This is a genomic window from Paenibacillus mesotrionivorans (assembly GCF_046098205.1).
GTDB lineage: Bacteria > Bacillota > Bacilli > Paenibacillales > NBRC-103111 > Paenibacillus_AR > Paenibacillus_AR mesotrionivorans.
On sequence record NZ_JBJURJ010000004.1, the window covers coordinates 97,681 to 113,973 of the forward strand.

12 protein-coding genes are annotated in these 16,293 nt (G+C 53.7%); 10 read left to right on the forward strand and 2 right to left on the reverse strand.

Translation table 11 applies throughout. From position 1 onward, the window contains the following. The first annotated feature begins 112 nt into the window (after nt 1-112). From ACI1P1_RS07095 to ACI1P1_RS07115, 5 genes are all read left to right on the forward strand, one after another. Entirely contained in the window at nt 113-1,951 is a 1,839-nt protein-coding gene (locus ACI1P1_RS07095; protein WP_416215666.1) for a sensor histidine kinase, read from the forward strand. Continuing rightward, nucleotides 1,926-3,017 (forward strand): response regulator transcription factor, encoded by a 1,092-nt coding sequence (locus ACI1P1_RS07100; RefSeq protein WP_416215667.1) that lies wholly within the window; start codon nt 1,926-1,928, stop codon nt 3,015-3,017. Before ACI1P1_RS07095 ends, ACI1P1_RS07100 begins: the two co-directional genes overlap by 26 nt. 105 nt (nt 3,018-3,122) lie before the next feature. Further along, nucleotides 3,123-3,698: a LysE family translocator gene (locus ACI1P1_RS07105; RefSeq protein ID WP_416215668.1), complete on the forward strand. Its 576-nt coding sequence runs from the start codon at nt 3,123-3,125 to the stop codon at nt 3,696-3,698. A gap of 25 nt (nt 3,699-3,723) precedes the next feature. Beyond that, a complete protein-coding gene (locus ACI1P1_RS07110; protein ID WP_416215669.1) occupies nt 3,724-4,503 on the forward strand; it encodes a helix-turn-helix domain-containing protein in 780 nt (259 codons plus the stop codon). A 198-nt stretch (nt 4,504-4,701) separates the two neighbouring features. Next, nucleotides 4,702-6,651 carry a hypothetical protein gene (locus tag ACI1P1_RS07115; protein ID WP_416215670.1) on the forward strand — a complete coding sequence of 650 codons (1,950 nt, stop codon included), beginning with the start codon at nt 4,702-4,704 and terminating at the stop codon, nt 6,649-6,651. An 84-nt stretch (nt 6,652-6,735) separates the two neighbouring features. Here ACI1P1_RS07115 and ACI1P1_RS07120 read toward each other — a convergent pair whose 3' ends face one another. Further along, nucleotides 6,736-11,055, reverse strand: a complete 4,320-nt coding sequence (locus ACI1P1_RS07120; RefSeq protein ID WP_416215671.1) for an S-layer homology domain-containing protein — start codon at nt 11,053-11,055, stop codon at nt 6,736-6,738. Nucleotides 11,056-11,332: 277 nt separating this feature from the next. Beyond that, the gene (locus tag ACI1P1_RS07125; RefSeq protein WP_416215672.1) at nt 11,333-11,596 is read right to left on the reverse strand and encodes a hypothetical protein; all 264 of its coding nucleotides are present in this window, start codon (nt 11,594-11,596) and stop codon (nt 11,333-11,335) included. A 169-nt stretch (nt 11,597-11,765) separates the two neighbouring features. On the opposite strand from ACI1P1_RS07125, the gene ACI1P1_RS07130 reads away from it, so the two are divergent. From ACI1P1_RS07130 to ACI1P1_RS07150, 5 genes are all read left to right on the forward strand, one after another. Next, nucleotides 11,766-12,173 (forward strand): Rrf2 family transcriptional regulator, encoded by a 408-nt coding sequence (locus ACI1P1_RS07130; RefSeq protein ID WP_416215673.1) that lies wholly within the window; start codon nt 11,766-11,768, stop codon nt 12,171-12,173. 79 nt (nt 12,174-12,252) lie between these two features. After that, complete coding sequence (locus ACI1P1_RS07135) at nt 12,253-13,623, forward strand: MATE family efflux transporter (RefSeq protein ID WP_416215674.1); 1,371 nt, start codon at nt 12,253-12,255, stop codon at nt 13,621-13,623. A 17-nt stretch (nt 13,624-13,640) separates the two neighbouring features. Next, nucleotides 13,641-14,540: a methyltransferase domain-containing protein gene (locus tag ACI1P1_RS07140; RefSeq protein WP_416215675.1), complete on the forward strand. Its 900-nt coding sequence runs from the start codon at nt 13,641-13,643 to the stop codon at nt 14,538-14,540. A gap of 203 nt (nt 14,541-14,743) precedes the next feature. Continuing rightward, on the forward strand, nt 14,744-15,202 hold the full coding sequence (locus tag ACI1P1_RS07145) for a hypothetical protein (RefSeq protein WP_416215676.1): 459 nt from the start codon (nt 14,744-14,746) through the stop codon (nt 15,200-15,202). A gap of 71 nt (nt 15,203-15,273) precedes the next feature. Further along, complete coding sequence (locus ACI1P1_RS07150) at nt 15,274-16,281, forward strand: NAD-dependent epimerase/dehydratase family protein (RefSeq protein WP_416215677.1); 1,008 nt, start codon at nt 15,274-15,276, stop codon at nt 16,279-16,281. The last annotated feature ends 12 nt before the right edge of the window (nt 16,282-16,293 follow it).

The following is a 16,293-nucleotide window of genomic DNA, read 5'->3' on the forward strand; positions in this document are numbered from 1 at the left end:
CCATCCCATACCTGGGAGAGAGCGGCTTTATTTCTTGCTGATCGCAAGGGTTCGCAGCTTTACATTGCCTGGAGCAGCAAATAGAATGAAATAAAGGCGCAGGTGATGAGGATTGAAAACGCTTACCAGCAAAATGGCCACTTCACTGAAGTGGAAGCTGACGGTGATGTTTTTCTCCGTCATTCTGCTTATTGTTATTGCGATTGCGGTGTTTTCCTATGAGGAATCCTCCCGGAGTATAAAAAGCGATATCGAACGCTTCAGCACCCAGATTCTCAAGGAATCCAACCTGAACCTGGAACGGTATTTCAGGGAATACGAGCAATTCCTGGCGAATATGGCGGCCAGCAGCAGCTACAGGCAGTGGCTGAAGGCCAATGAGGTATCGGAACGGATCAATGCCTTCAACAGCTTGAAGGATAATTATATCCACTCCTTCGCCACCATGCATCCGGAGATTCTGTCCGTAACCATCCTGAACAAAAACGGGAACGAAAACTCCTATACCCTTGAGAGAGAGCCTGCCCTGCGCTACGACTACTCCATGAAAAACGAGGTTTGGATGCCCGGGATTACCATCTCCAAGGAAATGACGATGCTGCTTTCCTCCAATGAGAATTATGTGGAGCTTGGCAATGACAGCATAAGCGACACCATAATCACCATTGTGAAAAAGTATGAGTTTACCTCGGATTTGCACGGCTATATCAAAATGGATATTGCTCCCCGTCCGATTCAAGCCATCCTGTCCGAAACCAAAATGGATGCCAACGGAATCGGACTGATTGTTGATGAACAAGGAATGCTCATTGCCTCCACCGATTCGGAGCACGCGGCCGGGCTGCTGCCGTCCTTGCTGGCAAACGGCTTGTCTGCGTCTGGGGAGGGCTCCTTTTTTTTGAAGGACAGCAGTCAAATGGTTACCTACCGCAGCATCGCCAAAACGGATTGGAGGATTGTCTCGGTTGTTCCCTGGCACGCGGTGGCGCGCAGCATCTACCGGGTGAAGAATGCAACGATTCTGATTGCCCTGATCGGCCTTGCCGTTGGTATGGTGCTGGTTGTATTGGTATCCGAATCCAGCACACGGAGGCTGAAGAAGCTAAGAGGGGTGATGTCCCAGACCGGCTTGAATAATCTGGAGGTCCGGGTGGACATTGAAGGCAGGGATGAGATAGCGGATGTAAGCCGGGTCTATAATAAGATGCTCGACAATTTGGAGTCTTCCCTCAAGGAATTGAACCAGTCCCGAACCTCCCGGCAGGAGGCGGTGCTGTCGGCTCTGCAGTCCCAGATTAATTCGCATTTTCTCTATAATGCACTGGAATCCATTAAGTTCATGGCCTATTTGGCCAATCAGGACGATATTGTCAAAACCACGCTGGCCTTATCCGATATGCTCCGGTACGTCTCCAATTACCGGAATACCTGTGTGCCTCTCCAGCAGGAAATACAGTACGTGGCCAATTATCTGCATATCATGCAAACCCAGTATGGGGAAGAGCTGACCTATGAAATCATTCAGGGGGCAGGCACAAATGAGATATTTTGCCTGAAGGCGGTCATCCAGCCCATCGTGGAAAACAGCATCCGATACGGCCTGGAGCAAACGGGGCAGCAGCTGTTTGTCCGAATCGAAACGGCCCTAACCCCGGAGGACTATCTGATGATCCGGATTTGCGATACGGGCCCCGGCTTCAATGGGGAAACGCTGGCCCGATTGAAGGACAAGCTGCAGCAGAACAATGCGGGTGCCCATTACCGCCAGCTCTCCAACATCGGTCTGCTTAATGTGCATTACCGGCTGCGGGTTTATTATGAGGATGAACAAGCGGGAATCACCATCAGCAACCGGATGGATCACCACGGCGCCGAGGTGATCATCACCTTGCCAAACCGCCCCGCCAAGGAGGGAGAGTCTGTTCATGAACCGAATCTTGATTGTGGATAATTCCCCTATCATCCGTACCGGATTGGCCAAGATGACGGAGAGTTATCCGGGGGAGGTGATGGTGTCGGGAACAGCGGCCAATGGCCAATTGGCGTTGGACTGGCTGGAAGGGCATTATGCGGATATTTGCATAACCGATATCCGAATGCCCCTAATGGATGGTCTGGCGCTTATCGAATATGTGAACGGGCATTACCCGTGGATGTCCAGCATCATTATTTCCAGTTACGATGATTTCACCTATGCCAAATCGGGCCTGGAGCTGGGAGCGGTGGATTATCTGCTCAAGCCGGTCAGCGAGGAGAATTTATACCGGGTATTGGATAAGGCGTTCCGGCGGATTCGGGAAACCCGGAATCATGCCGCCAACGGGCTGCTGCTAAAGCATCTGACCAGCCACCGGGACATGATGGCGCGATGGGTGGAGCATATCCGCTATAACCGGCATGAGACCATGCCATTATTGATTGTGGATACGCTGGATATGCTGGAAAAATGGGTGGACGGGCGGTATGATTTGCTGAACCCCCTGGCAATGGAATGGCTGTTCCTGGTGGTGGAGGAGCTGAAGCATGAGAAAATTACCTTCCATCTGGAAGAGGGCAGGGATTTGGGATTGGGTGACAAGATGATTGCCGCCCACAAGGTCAGATTTTACTTCCGCATATGCTGTGTCAGAAGGCTGGAGGAAGGCGCGCGTTATTTATTCCACATCATGAATGGGGACAGAAGCAACCAGACGCGCAAGGCCATCGAACGGGTCCAGGCTTTCCTGGAGGAGAACTATGCTTCCAAGGATGTAAGCCTGCAGCAGGTGGCGGATCATGTCGGATTCAGCAAAAACTACCTGTCGAATCTGTTCAAGCAGGAAACAGGCACCACCATATGGAATTATCTGCTCGATGTCCGGATGAAAAAAGCCAGGGAAATGCTTCTGAATACAGACCTGAAGCTGTACGAAATTGCAGACAGGCTCGGGTACAGCGAGCAGATTTATTTTTCGCGTATGTTCAAGGAGCGTTACGGGTTAAGCCCCTTGGAATTCAAAAAAAGGATCGAGCAATAATCAAGGAAGTGCCGCGGCGGAAGAAAACTAATATCTGCAATAATATACTATATGGTTTTTCACTGAAGATGTAGGCTATGAGAAGAGTGTGTAAGGGGGATTCTCATGGATATTGCATCTTTTTTGATTTACTGTACAATCGCTACGTTTACACCGGGGCCAACGAATATCGTTATCTTGTCCATCGTGAATCAATCCGGAGCCAAAAAAGCGATGAACTATTCATATGGAGCGACGGCCGGTTTCGGGCTGCTGCTTGCGGTTTCTGCCGCTTTGAATACGGTGCTGGTCACGATTCTGCCGAAAGTACTCCTCACAATGCAGGTTGTTGGCAGCATGTATATGCTCTATCTGGCATACCTGATGTTCCGGAAACATACATCAAACCCGACTGAGGTTCAGGCGGCTACCTTTATTTCAGGCTTTCTTATGCAGTTTTTAAATCCCAAGGTCGTCCTGTTTACCTTAACGGTGATTCCCGCCTTTATTTTGCCCTATTATCATGCTGTACCGGCGGTGACCCTAAGTATCTTGGCCATTACTGGTATAGGATTTTTGGCTTTTACCACATGGGTGCTTTTCGGGACTATCTTCCGGGTGTTTCTGCAAAAGCATAATAAGGTAGTGAATATCGCAATGGCGGTATTATTGGTGTATGCTGCTATCATGGTCTGGAAGTAGCCCAGCCTGGGATCGAGGTGCAGGGATGGAGAAGTTTCTCTATAAACAAGCGGCAGGCATCACTGCGCTGTCTGCAACGATGACTGAATTCAAGTATAAAAAGCATACGCATCAGGAATATGCCATAGGCGTTACCCTGCGCGGTATCCAACATTATCACTTGGACGGCTGCCTGCAATTGTCACATCAATATGGTGTTATGTTGTTTAATCCTGAACAGGCACATGATGGAATGGCCCACGATAAGGAGGGGCTTGATTATGTGATGCTGTACATGGATCCTTCCTTGCTTTTGGAGGTGATGGAGAAGAAGGAGATTGTGCGCTTTTCAACCCCGATTGTGTACGATTACCGGCTTGGGCAGCGGGTCCTGGGTCTTTCCCAAGCTATACTGGGCGGGAAGGATGAGGCGTTATGCACGGAGTTATTCTTCGCTCTGGCGGACAGTCTTGTCCACACCGGTTCTTCTGCGGGAGCCAGGAAAGATGCCGTGGTCATAAAAAAAGCAAAAGACATGCTTCACGCCAATCTGGAGCATGTCCTTAAGCTGGATGAGATAAGCAGGGAGCTGCATCTGTCCAAGTTTCAATTGATCCGGCTATTCAAGGCTCATATGGGGATTTCACCCTATCAATACTTTCTTAACTGCAAAATTGAACGTGCCAAGCTGCTGATCGAGAAAAACCGGGATGTATATTCTGCCGTTGCTGCCTGCGGGTTTGTTGATCTGTCCCATTTTAACAGACATTTTAAGAGTGTATACGGAGTCACCGCTTTTGAATATATTTCACATCTGAATTCTTAACAGGAACTTAACCCAATATCTAGAAAACCAATGCTACAATAGGAAATGAAAAAACGATATACGGGCTTCGGGTGGAGACGCTGAGAATACCTGCCGTACGTTTTGAGGAGACAATTTTTGATGTCTTCCAAGGCGTGAGCGCAGGTTTTTTTGCGCTTTTTTGTGCGAAGCTAATAAACAGGACAAGGAGTGGATGAGATGAGGAAATGGGCAGTTTGCTTTACCATGTTTGTGATGCTGGTGGCACAGGTGATGGCTTCACCTCCGTCAGTGAAGGCAGAGGACGGCTTTGCCTCCAGCAAAACGCTGGCCATCGATGATCTGACGGTGTCCAACTTCGCCACGGGAAGGAAGGTGGTAACCCCCTTCGGGTACACCAGCGGCATTCAGGATGTGGAATATGTGCCTTCCGTGGGGACTGCACCGGTGGGAAGATTCTTCACGGTATTAAACGGCAAAACCATCAAAAGCTCCAAGGTGGTAAACGGCAAGCTGGAATATGAATCGGACTTTCTGTTCCGGGACGACCGGAGCGGAGCAATCCCCGGGTCCAATGGCGACGTGTATCCCAAAACCAGCTTCACCCATACGTCCGGCATTTCGTACAAGGAAATTGGCGGGGTTCCGTATGTTTTTATCCATGAGTCGTGGGGGGACAGCAACCCGAAATACAAGGATGAGGTGCTTTACAAATGTAGAATTGACTACGCCGGCAAGCTGCTGCACATTGAAGGGGCAATGGTTGTGGCAAGCTCCGCTTCAGGATGGCCGGTTGCCCAAGACGGGCAACCCTTCAATACCGTACAGGAAATTTCCGGGGGAGATATCGTCGGAGACTGGATGTATTCCATCGAATGGTCCTACAGCACAAGCGTGACCCCCACCACCCATGTCTTCAAGACCAACATTAACGACTGCACCAATCCGGGAACCCTCCGGCCCCGTCATGTCCAATATGCCACCACCTCGGTTAACGAGCTTCCGTTTATGCTGAACCAGGGGATCAAACATGTGAACGGCAGATGGTTTGTGACCCGGAACCCCAACGGCAGCGGTTTGTATGAGATCAAGATCAAGGAGGATGCGGCAGGCAATATTACCGGCGTGGATTATCTGGGCAAGATATCGGGTGAACGCAGTCTGGAGGAGGAGGGCATTACCGCTTATGAGGGCGATATCATCTATTACTATAACAATGCTCTGGAGAAATACCCTGCTTACCGGGTGGCACTCACGGCTAAGGTCCGGAAGGAACGGATTGAAGTGCCCTTAACTCGCATTATCGGGGCGCAAAACGATTATGATGATCTGAGAGTATACCAGGGTAACGCGGAGGTGCCCAGGCTCATCGCCAACGGCAAGCTGGTGTTCCAGGCGGATAATTCCGCGCAAGGGCCCACCAATCCTTACCCCACATACACCATCCGGTACGGCAATGAGGCGCTTCCGGCCCCGGCTTATTCAACGGCTGACATCAACGCCATCAATAGCGCGGCGGTCACAGGGAATGTCACTGCTAGCTTGACGGAATCCTTGGGATATACGGATGATTTCTCCAAAAACACGTTGAGCCAGTATAAGGTATATGACCTGGGAGACACCTCCGGTCCCTCCGCCTGGTCCATTTCCGGCGGGAAGCTGAACCAGCTCTCCAATCTGTACGGCCCTGTGGACAAGGGGGTGTCGTATCCTTATGAGCGGGGTACCCAGCTGATCCTGGACCGGGTATATGACGGGGATTGGGACTTGTCGGTAAAGGTCAAGGCAACGGATGATGACGGCATCGGTCTCGTCTTCGGGCAGCAGGACGGCGCCAATTTCTATTGTCTGGAGTGGGACAAGCAGTACGCGGGGCTTGGCTTCTGGAAGTCGGTCAACCAGGCCAATACCGGTACAGTGGTGGCACAGACGAAAGGATACGGGTATTCCACCAACACCTGGTACACCCTCTCCGTACAGAAACGCGGCAGTGCCTACTCCTTCTATGTTAATGGGGAGCTGAAGCTGCAGGCGGAGGATGCCACCTTCACCACCGGCCGTGTTGGTTTGTTGTCCAGGGGCAGCACCGGCCTTTCCTTTGATGATTTCAGCATCACCCTGCCGGGTGCCGCTTACACGGATGACTTGGCACAAATACTGGAACAGTGACGGAGGAATAACGCGGCAGCAACAAAAAGGGGCCAGCTTGCGATTGCCCGCAGCCGGCCCCTGCCGTAAACATTATGAATGGTATTAGGAAATGAGGTCCGATTCCTTCAACAGGCGCCGAATGATGACCGCAGTCTCGGCACGGGTGATCATCTCCTGAGGTGCAAGCTCAGCCTGGCTTCGTCCGGAGACCAGCCCCGTGCTGATGCTGGCTGCTGCTGCTTCCTTGGCCCAATCGGCAAGCTTGGCAGCATCTGAATATTCGGCCAGAACCGGGGGACTGCCGCCAGCGGATAGTCCCGTCAGCTTCATCGCCCGGGCTACCAGCACCATCGCTTCCTCCCTTGTAATCTTCGCATTCGGGCGGAAGGTGCCGTCCTCATACCCGCCGATAAGTCCATAGCCAGCTGCTGTTTTGACCACAGGGGCGTACCAGTCGCTGTCCTGCACATCAATGAAGCGGCCGGTTCCTGCCCCGGGCTTCAGCCCCAATGCCCGTACCACAACGGCGGCGAATTCAGCGCGTGTAATATCCTGGTCCGGTGCAAACAAGTCTTCCGATATACCATGGATGACCATCCGGGAGCCCATGTCGTTCACATCCGTCTTCGCCCAGTGGCCGTTCACGTCTGTGAATTCCAGCGGATGCCAGACCACTGTATACGAACTGTTGGTCAAGCTGTTGATTTGCGCGTAATAGGTCCCGTTCCGGCTTGTGATCTTGGTTGGTACATGACGGGTACTGCCATCCGCCTCAATCACCACACCGGTGGTAATGTTGTTGGAGTCTGTTCCTGCCGGCAGCGCAATCGTCCGCTCCACATAAGCGGAGAAGCTTTCAATGGCAACTGTCCGGTCGTTATATACGGCGGTGACATTGAACTCCATTAATGGTGCTGCTAAGCGGAAGCCACCCTGCTGAGCTGCAGTCTCAGCCGTCTTCACAGTGGCGGAAGCTGCTTTGGCAATTTCAATCCGGACCTTGATGTCCTCTGCCTGTACGCCTGTACCAAGCTGCTGAGCGACAGAAGCGGTCAGAATCTGCCCGGACGGCAGGGTGTACGATCCGGCAGGTGTGTCAATAACCACAACCGCTTGCTGCTTCTGCATTTGTTGGAATAATGCCCCTGGCAGCACACTGGCGATCCGGTCCGCTTCGGCGGTTACCGGGATGGTAATGACGGCGTTTTTGCCTTCAGCTTCCAGCTTGGCTGCGATTTTCTGCGTATCGACGGTAACGGTTAGCACAGTCTGGCCGTTCACTTCGCTCTTCGTAACCGTTCCGGCCGATTCGGCCTTGCCGTTAACCAGCACCTCAAATCCATTTCCGGGAGAAGGACCCGACTCTCCGCCTGTTGGAGTGCTTGAGCTGCTATCGTCATCGTTGGAGGGCGATGCGGGAACCACGGAATTGGATTCAGTCGCCGTGCTGCTGCCCATGGCATTAACCGCCCGCACAGTAAAGATGTAGCTGGTCCCGTTCGTCAGGCCAGTAACGGTAATGGGGCTGGAGGTTCCGGTTACGGTAATAGGTCCGGGTGAGGAGATAACCTCATATCCGGCAATGTCTCTGCCGCCGTTATCGCTTGGCGGGGTGAAGCGGATGACGGCCATGCCGTCGCCTGCAGTGGCTGTTACATTCGTCGGCGCTCCCGGTACAGTGGCGGGAGTGGCTTGAAGCTCAGCCGAGGCCAGTCCGAAGCCGGCTCCATCCTTGGCTTTCACCATGAAATAATAGGTTGTTCCGTTAGTTAAATTCTGCAGTGTATAGGTGGTGTCTGTTACTGAAACGACTGTCGCGTTATCGAACTGCCCGGCAATCGTCGAAATGTACACATTATAGTACGTAGCTCCCGTTACCGTTTCCCAGCTCAGTGTTACTTGCTGATCAGAAGGAATCACGGTAAATCCGGCAGGCGCCGGAGCGGTGGGAATCGTCGCAAAAGCGGAATTCAAGCTGCTGACTCCGTTGATGCTCTGAATCACGTAATACGTATGCCCCGCCGCCAATCCGCTGAATCTCCATACACCGTTGCCCTGGTCTGAGGGGCTGCCGGACAGAGCCTGGTTGTCCATGCCGTACAGTGTCAATGCCGCCCCGACAAGTACATGGCTGGCATCCGCATAACCCTCACCCGCAGTCAGGACCGGTGTTCGCAGAGTGACACCTACCCAGGATGAATTATCCCCTTCCTCCCCGTTCACAGTTTGGGTCACATAGAACCAGAGGCTGTTCGGCGTTATGTTCCAAAATGTATAGGTCGCATCCGTCACGTTAGGCGCTGCTGCCACCAGAGTGCCGTCAGTTACGTACAGCTTCAGCTCCGCACCGGGGATGAAGCCGCTGACCGCAATACTCTCTTCTCCCCCCGCCGCTACTGGAGGTCCGGGTATCACTGGCTGGACAGTGGCAAAAGCAGTGGGCTGGCTCCACACTCCGTTGATGCTTTGAACCGCATAATAGGTGGTCCGGGGCAGCAGTCCCCCGAATCGCCATATGCCGTTGCCCTGATCCGCCGGCGTGTCGGAGATGATGCTGCCGCCCGAGTCATACAGGATCACTGCCGCCCCCGGGAACAGATTGCCGGCATCCACATAATCCGTTCCTGCGCTGATGACAGGTGTACGCAGGCTCACGCCGAACCAAGGTGAATTGTCGCTTTCTTCCCCATCGACAGTTTGCGTGACATAGAAACCGCGGCTGTCCGGTGTGACGTTCCTGAACGTATAAGTGGCATCAGTCACACTATCTGCGGTTGCCAGCAGCGTGCTAGTGGTGAGGTAGAGCTTCAACGCCGCGCCAGAAGTGAAGCTGCTCACTGTGAGACTTTCTTCGCCTCCGGTCGCCGCAGGAGCCGAGGGCACAACGGCTTGTACGGTGGCAAAGGAGGAGGCGGGGCTATAGACTCCATTGATACTCTGGATGGCATAATAAGCCTTCCGCGTTGCCAGTCCGCTGAATCTCCACACACCGCTGCCCTGATCGTCAGGACTGCTGGAGATGAAGCCGCCGTCCGAGTCATACAGTGTCACTACGGCACCCGCAAACACATTGCTGACATCCACATAACGGACCCCTGCTTGCGCTGCCGGCGTTCCCAGCGTCACACCGAACCAAGAGGAATTGTCGCTTTCTTCCCCGTTTACAGTCTGCGTCACATAGAACCATAGGCTGTTGGGAGTTACGTTCGGGAAGGTATAGACTGCACCTGTTACGTTATTTGCCGTTGCCAGCATCGTCCCGTTGGTGAGATAAAGCTTCAACGTCGCACCGGAGGTGAAGCTGCTCACCGTAACACTCACTTCGCCTCCCGCTGCAGCAGGTGCTGCGGGTTTAGGCGGTGCCGGTGTGACAGAGCCTGAATGGGAGCTTACCACTCCATTGATGCTCAACTGAGCATAATAGGCGACATGTGGCGTCAGCCCGCCGAATCTCCATACGCCGTTTCCCTGGTCCGCAGGACTGTTGGAGATCAGGCTGCCGTTTGAGTCATACAGTGTCACTGTTGTGCCGGTTAGCACATTGCTGACATCCACATAATCTGTTCCCGCAGCAGCGGACGGGGTTCGCAGAGCGGCGCCGATCCAGGGGGAGTTCTCACTCTCGGCCCCGTTAACCGTCTGGGTTGCATAAAACCCTCTGCTGTCTGGGGTTACGTTCGTGAAGGTATACTCAGGGTCTGTTACGCTGCTCGCCGTATCAACAGGCGTGCCGTCAGACAGATACAGCTTTAGCGTGGCGCCGGACGTGAAGCCGCTAACGGTGATGCTTTCTTCACTTCCCGCAGCTGCAGGAGCATGGGGAGCGGCCACAGTCGCGAAGACAGAAGGCTGGCTAACCACACCATTGATGTACTGTGATACATAGTAGGTGGAACCCTTGAGCAGCGGGATGAATCTCCAGACCCCGGAGCCTTGGGAAACCGGCGTATGGGACACATAACCGCCGTTCGAGTCATACAGCGTCACTGTTGCCCCTGTAAGAATATTGCCGGCGTCTACATAACCAATCCCTACGGCGAGCGTAGGCTGGGGGAGGGTGACACCGAACCACGGCGAATTGGGACCTTCTTGACCGCCCACCGTCTGGGTGACATAAAACCACAAGCTATTAGGCGTCACTCCCGTAAATATGTACTCAGAGCCGGTCACATTCGCGGCTGTATCCACCAGAGTACCGTCAGTCAGATACAGCTTCAGCGTGGCGCCCGGTGTGAAGCCGGTGACCGCAGCACTGACCTCGCCTCCCGTTGCAGTAGGGGCCGGCGGCTCAGCATGCGCCGTTCCGGCGACCGCCAGCAGCAGGAATACAGCCCAGATCCAGACAAATAAGCTTGTCCAGATGGTTTTTCGGGTTGCAGCCTGATTGCATAAAGACGTGCTTGAGTTTAGTGTAACATCCATCTTTCCATGCTCCTCCCGATAAATGATGGTTAATGCAGCGTTGTCGAAATATGAAGTAAAAAGTGCCTATGTTCACCATTAGTCTAGCAGAATTCAACTATATTTGCGCGAAAAAGTTCGATTTTTTGACACAAGTAATATACAATTTATTTTCCCGTCCGTACTGTGCATCGCGCTTCAATAACATCATGGCATGCCCAAAAATGCAAAAGAAGCATGGTGAACCATGCTCCGCAAAGAATCGGGTTCAAAGGCAAGCTGAAGATGTTCTTTGTCTTCATCTGACCAGAAGGCCCAAAATCATCATAACCAGACCAAAGATAGCGGCGCCGCGTTTGATGCTGCGGTTGGAATTGGGGCGCATAAACAGGGTAATGAGGAACCCCAAGGGCAGGACAAGGCCGTTTAAATGGAAGGTAAAGCTTCCGAGAAAGTAATATCCCAACAGCTTGAGGACCAGGAAATCCTCATCCCGTTCCCGGCTTTTGTGGAGCAGAAGAACTCCCGCAATCAGGATGAACAGCCAGAACATAAAATACATGATACACCTCCCGTATCCAGAAAATAGGACTTTACATAGTTTACGGAAACCGGCTTGGCCAGGTTTCTTTTTTGGGGGAAGAGGCCATAAACCGCTTGAGCTTGACACTCCCAATCATCGAGGTTATTATAGACACATGAAGTCCGTGATTGAAGGCGGTGAATCATCAATGAAGTTCTCTAAGGCAACGGACTATGCGCTGCATATTATGCTGTTTCTTGGCAATGCGGCCCGGGAGGGCAAGCATATCGGAGTCCAGCAGTTGGCTGAGCACCAGGGGGTTTCGCCCACGTACTTGTCCAAAATCCTGACCAAGCTGGTCAAGGCAGGCATGGTTGAATCCGCCTCCGGCGCTAACGGCGGGTACAGGCTGAAGCGCAATTGGGAGAATATTTCGTTCCTGGACATTATCCATGCTATCGAAGGTACGGCCTCCCTGTTCGATTGCGGCCTTAATCATGGTCCGGAATGCCTTGTACAGAGGGTAATGGTAGCTGCGGAGGAGGAAATGGAGGCTTATCTGCGCAGCCAAAAGATATCCGAGCTGATCAAAACCGCTTCTTTCTCAATTTCCTGATGAAGAAGCGTTATTTTTTGGACTAATCGTAGACATTATGTATCCATGAAATCTGTATAAAAGGAGTACCATACGAGAGATGAATAAAGCGGATGATCTTGGAGCCTGGCCCATCAACAAGTTAATTCTGTATTACGCTGTCCCCAGCATCATCAGCTTGGTCATTTCGTCCATGTATACCATTGTGAACCGGATTTTTATCGGCCATATACCGGGGGTAGGGGCGCTTGCTCTGACAGCCATCGGTTTGACCGCTCCGGTCACGACCTTCTTGTTCTCCATCGCCGCATGGATAGCGGTGGGCGCCAGCTCCAGCATTTCCATCCGTCTGGGACAGGGGAAAAAGGCGGAGGCGGAGGCTTTGGCCGGGCATGCTCTCCTATTATCCGTTCTGGTGGGAATTGTGCTGAGCCTGATGTATACGCTGTTCCAGGATCCGCTTTTCCGGTGGCTGGGCATCCGTGGGGAAGGTTTGTCCTATGCCAAGGATTATATGGACATTCTCATGTGGGGAGCTGTTTTTCAGCTGCAAAGCTTTATATTTCCCAATTTGATCCGCGCCAGTGGAAATCCCCGCTTCTCTGCGGTGATTACGGCAGCGGGGTGTCTGTTGAATATCGGACTGGATGTGTTGTTCATTAATCTGCTACAGTTCGGGATCAAAGGTGCGGCTATGGCAACAGTTCTGTCGCAGCTGGTGATGGCAGGAGCAGGAGCTTTCTATTTTGCCAAAGGGAAATCGGTGCTTCTGTTAGCCCGCCGTCACTTTGCCTTAACGCTTCCGGTTTTGAAGCCGATGCTCCTGATCGGGATGGTGCCGTTTATGAACCAAATGTCCATCAGTATTTCGCAGGCGGTGAGCAATTATTCATTAGCCCGTTATGGAGGTGAGGCCTACATCGCATCAATGGCCGCTATTACTTCAGTGATCTACATGGCCATGATGATTGTGAACGGATTCTCCCAGGCAACTCAGACCATTGCCGGCTTCAATTATTCCAGAGGCAATCAAACCAGGGCGTTCCAAACTCTGGTGCTGTCCGTGGTGTATAGCAGTGCCGCCATGCTGATTGGTTTTGGATTTCTGCAAGGGTTCCCCGGCTTTTGGGCCAAGCTGTTCAGCCCCGACCCGCAATTGATTGAAGTGGCGGCGGAGGGCTTGCGGCTTTACTCCTTCGTTGTGTTCTTGGCGCCTCTCTTCTTGATCGGGAGCGGGTTTCTGATGGTGACGGGCAAGCCCAAAACAGCCCTTGTGCTGGTGATTTCCAAGCAGTGCCTGATCTTAATGCCGCTCACGCTTTTGCTGCCGCCCCTGATGGGTACCAGAGGGCTGTGGCTGGCCCAGCCATTGACGGAGCTGATAATCGGCATGGCGGTGGCCGTTATTTTGCTGAAACTGTATAAGCCGTTGCGGAAGATGGAGTCCCGGAAGGAATCTATTCCATTATAAATAAGGAGTTGGGATACATGAAGGAGCTTATGGATACATCCGTGTGGGAAAGAGCGTGGAAAGAGGACCCGTTCACTGCGGTGAATAGAATGAGGAAGGCGGGAATCGACCCTGTGCATGCCTTCGACAAAAAGGCGGAGTCCTTCAACAAGGAGGTTTTTAGCGAGGAGGGCAGGCGCAGGGCCAGACGGATCATTTCTTGGCTGGAGGATCAGGGTGTGGTGCTGAACGGGGCCGCCATACTGGATATAGGGGCAGCCTCCGGCGGGTTTACGGTCCCATTCGCCCAGGAGGGAGCCCAAGTAACAGCATTGGAGCCTTCGACGCCTCTTGTCCGGCTGTTGGAGGAAAACGTGGCGGAGCTTGCAGCTGACGGTAAGGTCGGCATTGTCGCCGAGCCCTTCGAGGACATTGACCTTGCCGCCAAGGGCTGGGAGAAGGCGTTTGACCTTGTGTTTGTGTCCATGTGCCCGGTGCTGACCGATTGGGAGGCCGTGGAACGGGTGCTTCGCTGCGCCAGACAATTTTGTTATATGAGCACGATGGTGGGATCCCCCGAACACAGTCTATTGGATGAGCTGTGGCCTTTGGTTACCGACCGGCCAGGCAAACCCGGCAATATGGAGATGGCTTACCTGACCCAATTGCTGCTGTTGAAGGGATATGCCTTCCAGTCGCTGGTAACCCGCGAAATCAAAACCACGGTGCTGACCCATTCGGCTGCCTTCGATGAAGCCATCTCCATGCTGAAGGTGTCCGGTATTGAGGCAGATGAGCGGGTGCGTCATATTGTAGCCGAGCATCTGGCCCGGAAATATCCGGGCGAGGAAGTGACCATCCGGCAAGGAGGCCGCTTCGGCAAGGTGCTGGTCCGGCTGCAAAGCCAGCATATGTACAGCAGGGGTGAAGGGCAGTAAGGAGAAAATGGGATACGTAAAGCGAAATAATGCAGCATGGGGCGAAAAAGCGGTGTAAGACACCCTCCAGCAGGTTTTCTCGACACGCCCTTAACGGTTATATGAAGGTACGGCGGCTCCGGGGATGTGAGGAGCCGTTTTTTTGTGCAGGAATTTCCATAATCATGGTAAAATGTGAGGGAGATGGTGGAAGGGGGACGCAGATGAATCAGGTTACGCATGCTGTCCGGAATCCGAGAGGGATCCAATTGATCATAGCGATGGCGATACTGAGCTTAAATTTTTGGATCATGGTACGCCGTTTGGATGAGAAATCCGGAACCACGGATTATATTGTCACGTGGGGAACATTTTTCATTGTTGCAGCTGTCCTGCTTGTGACTGTGTACCGGGCTCTGCAGAAGCCCGTCGAGCTGCAGCTGGAGAAGGGAAGGGTCTTGCTGAGAGGGCACACCCTTCCGGCAGAGGACATCCGGGTCATTATGATAAACGGCTATTTTTCACCGTTGATCGGCATTAAACCTTATGGAAAACGGATAGTGCCCGTGCCCTTCTGCTTCCGCTTTGCCCGGGACCAGGACCAGGGTCAGGACGATCTTATCAAGTGGGCCAGGGATAACGGAGTGAAACTGGTATATAAACGGTTTATCCGATGGTTGTAGGTGTTATGGAAATGGGTTAAAAAGGAATATCAACATATAAAAACAGAAATTAATAACTGGAGGTGGATGCGGTGAGATTGCTGATTTTGGGAGGCACTGTGTTTTTGGGGTATGCCCTTGCCGAGGAGGCGGTGGCGCGCGGGCATGAAGTGACGATTTTCTCCCGGGGGAAATCGGCCTCGGGATTGTTATCCAATGTGAAGCACCTGATCGGGGACCGGGACGGAGGGCTGCAGGCGCTGGAGCAGGGCACATGGGATGCGGTCATCGACACCTCCGGTTATGTGCCCCGGCTTGTGAAGGCCAGCGCTGAGCTCTTGGAGGGGCGGGTGGGACAGTATACCTTTATCTCCTCCGTATCCGTCTACCGGGATCTGAGCCGGCCCGGCGCCGTCGAGGAGGACGTGGTGCTGGAGCTGGAGGACGAGGAGAGCGAGGACGTGGCGGCCCATTACGGCGCCTTGAAGGCGCGCTGCGAGGCGGTGCTTGCCGAGCAGCTGCCCGGGCGGGTGCTGGTCATCCGCCCCGGTCTGATCGTCGGTCCGCGGGACCCCACGGACCGCTTCACGTATTGGCCGTCGCGGATCGCCCGCGGCGGGGATGTGCTGGCACCGGGGCCAACGGCCGCGCCGGTGCAGATCATTGACGTGCGCGACCTCGCGTCATGGATTCTATCCATGACGGAGGCCCGGCGCACGGGGGTGTTCAACGCGGCCGGGGAGCCGGGCCGCGTTACGATGCAGGCGCTGCTGGAGCGAAGCTGCAGCGCCCTGAACCCGTCCGCCCGGCTGGTGTGGGCGGATGGGGATTTTCTCGCCGGGCAGGGCGCCGGCGCGTGGGTGGAGCTGCCGCTGTGGCTGCCGGCCAGCGGCGAAACCGCAGCCTTCACCGGCCTGGTGCAGGTGAAGGTGGACAAAGCCCTGGATGCGGGCCTGTCCTTCCGCCCGCTGGAGGAGACCATCCGCGACACGGCGGAGTGGGACGCCGGCCGCCCCGCGGATATCCCGCGCAAGGCGGGCTTGGCTCCGGAACGGGAAGCGGAGCTGCTGGCGGCGTGGCAGAGAAGGCAAAGTATGTAAAGCTAAGGCTAG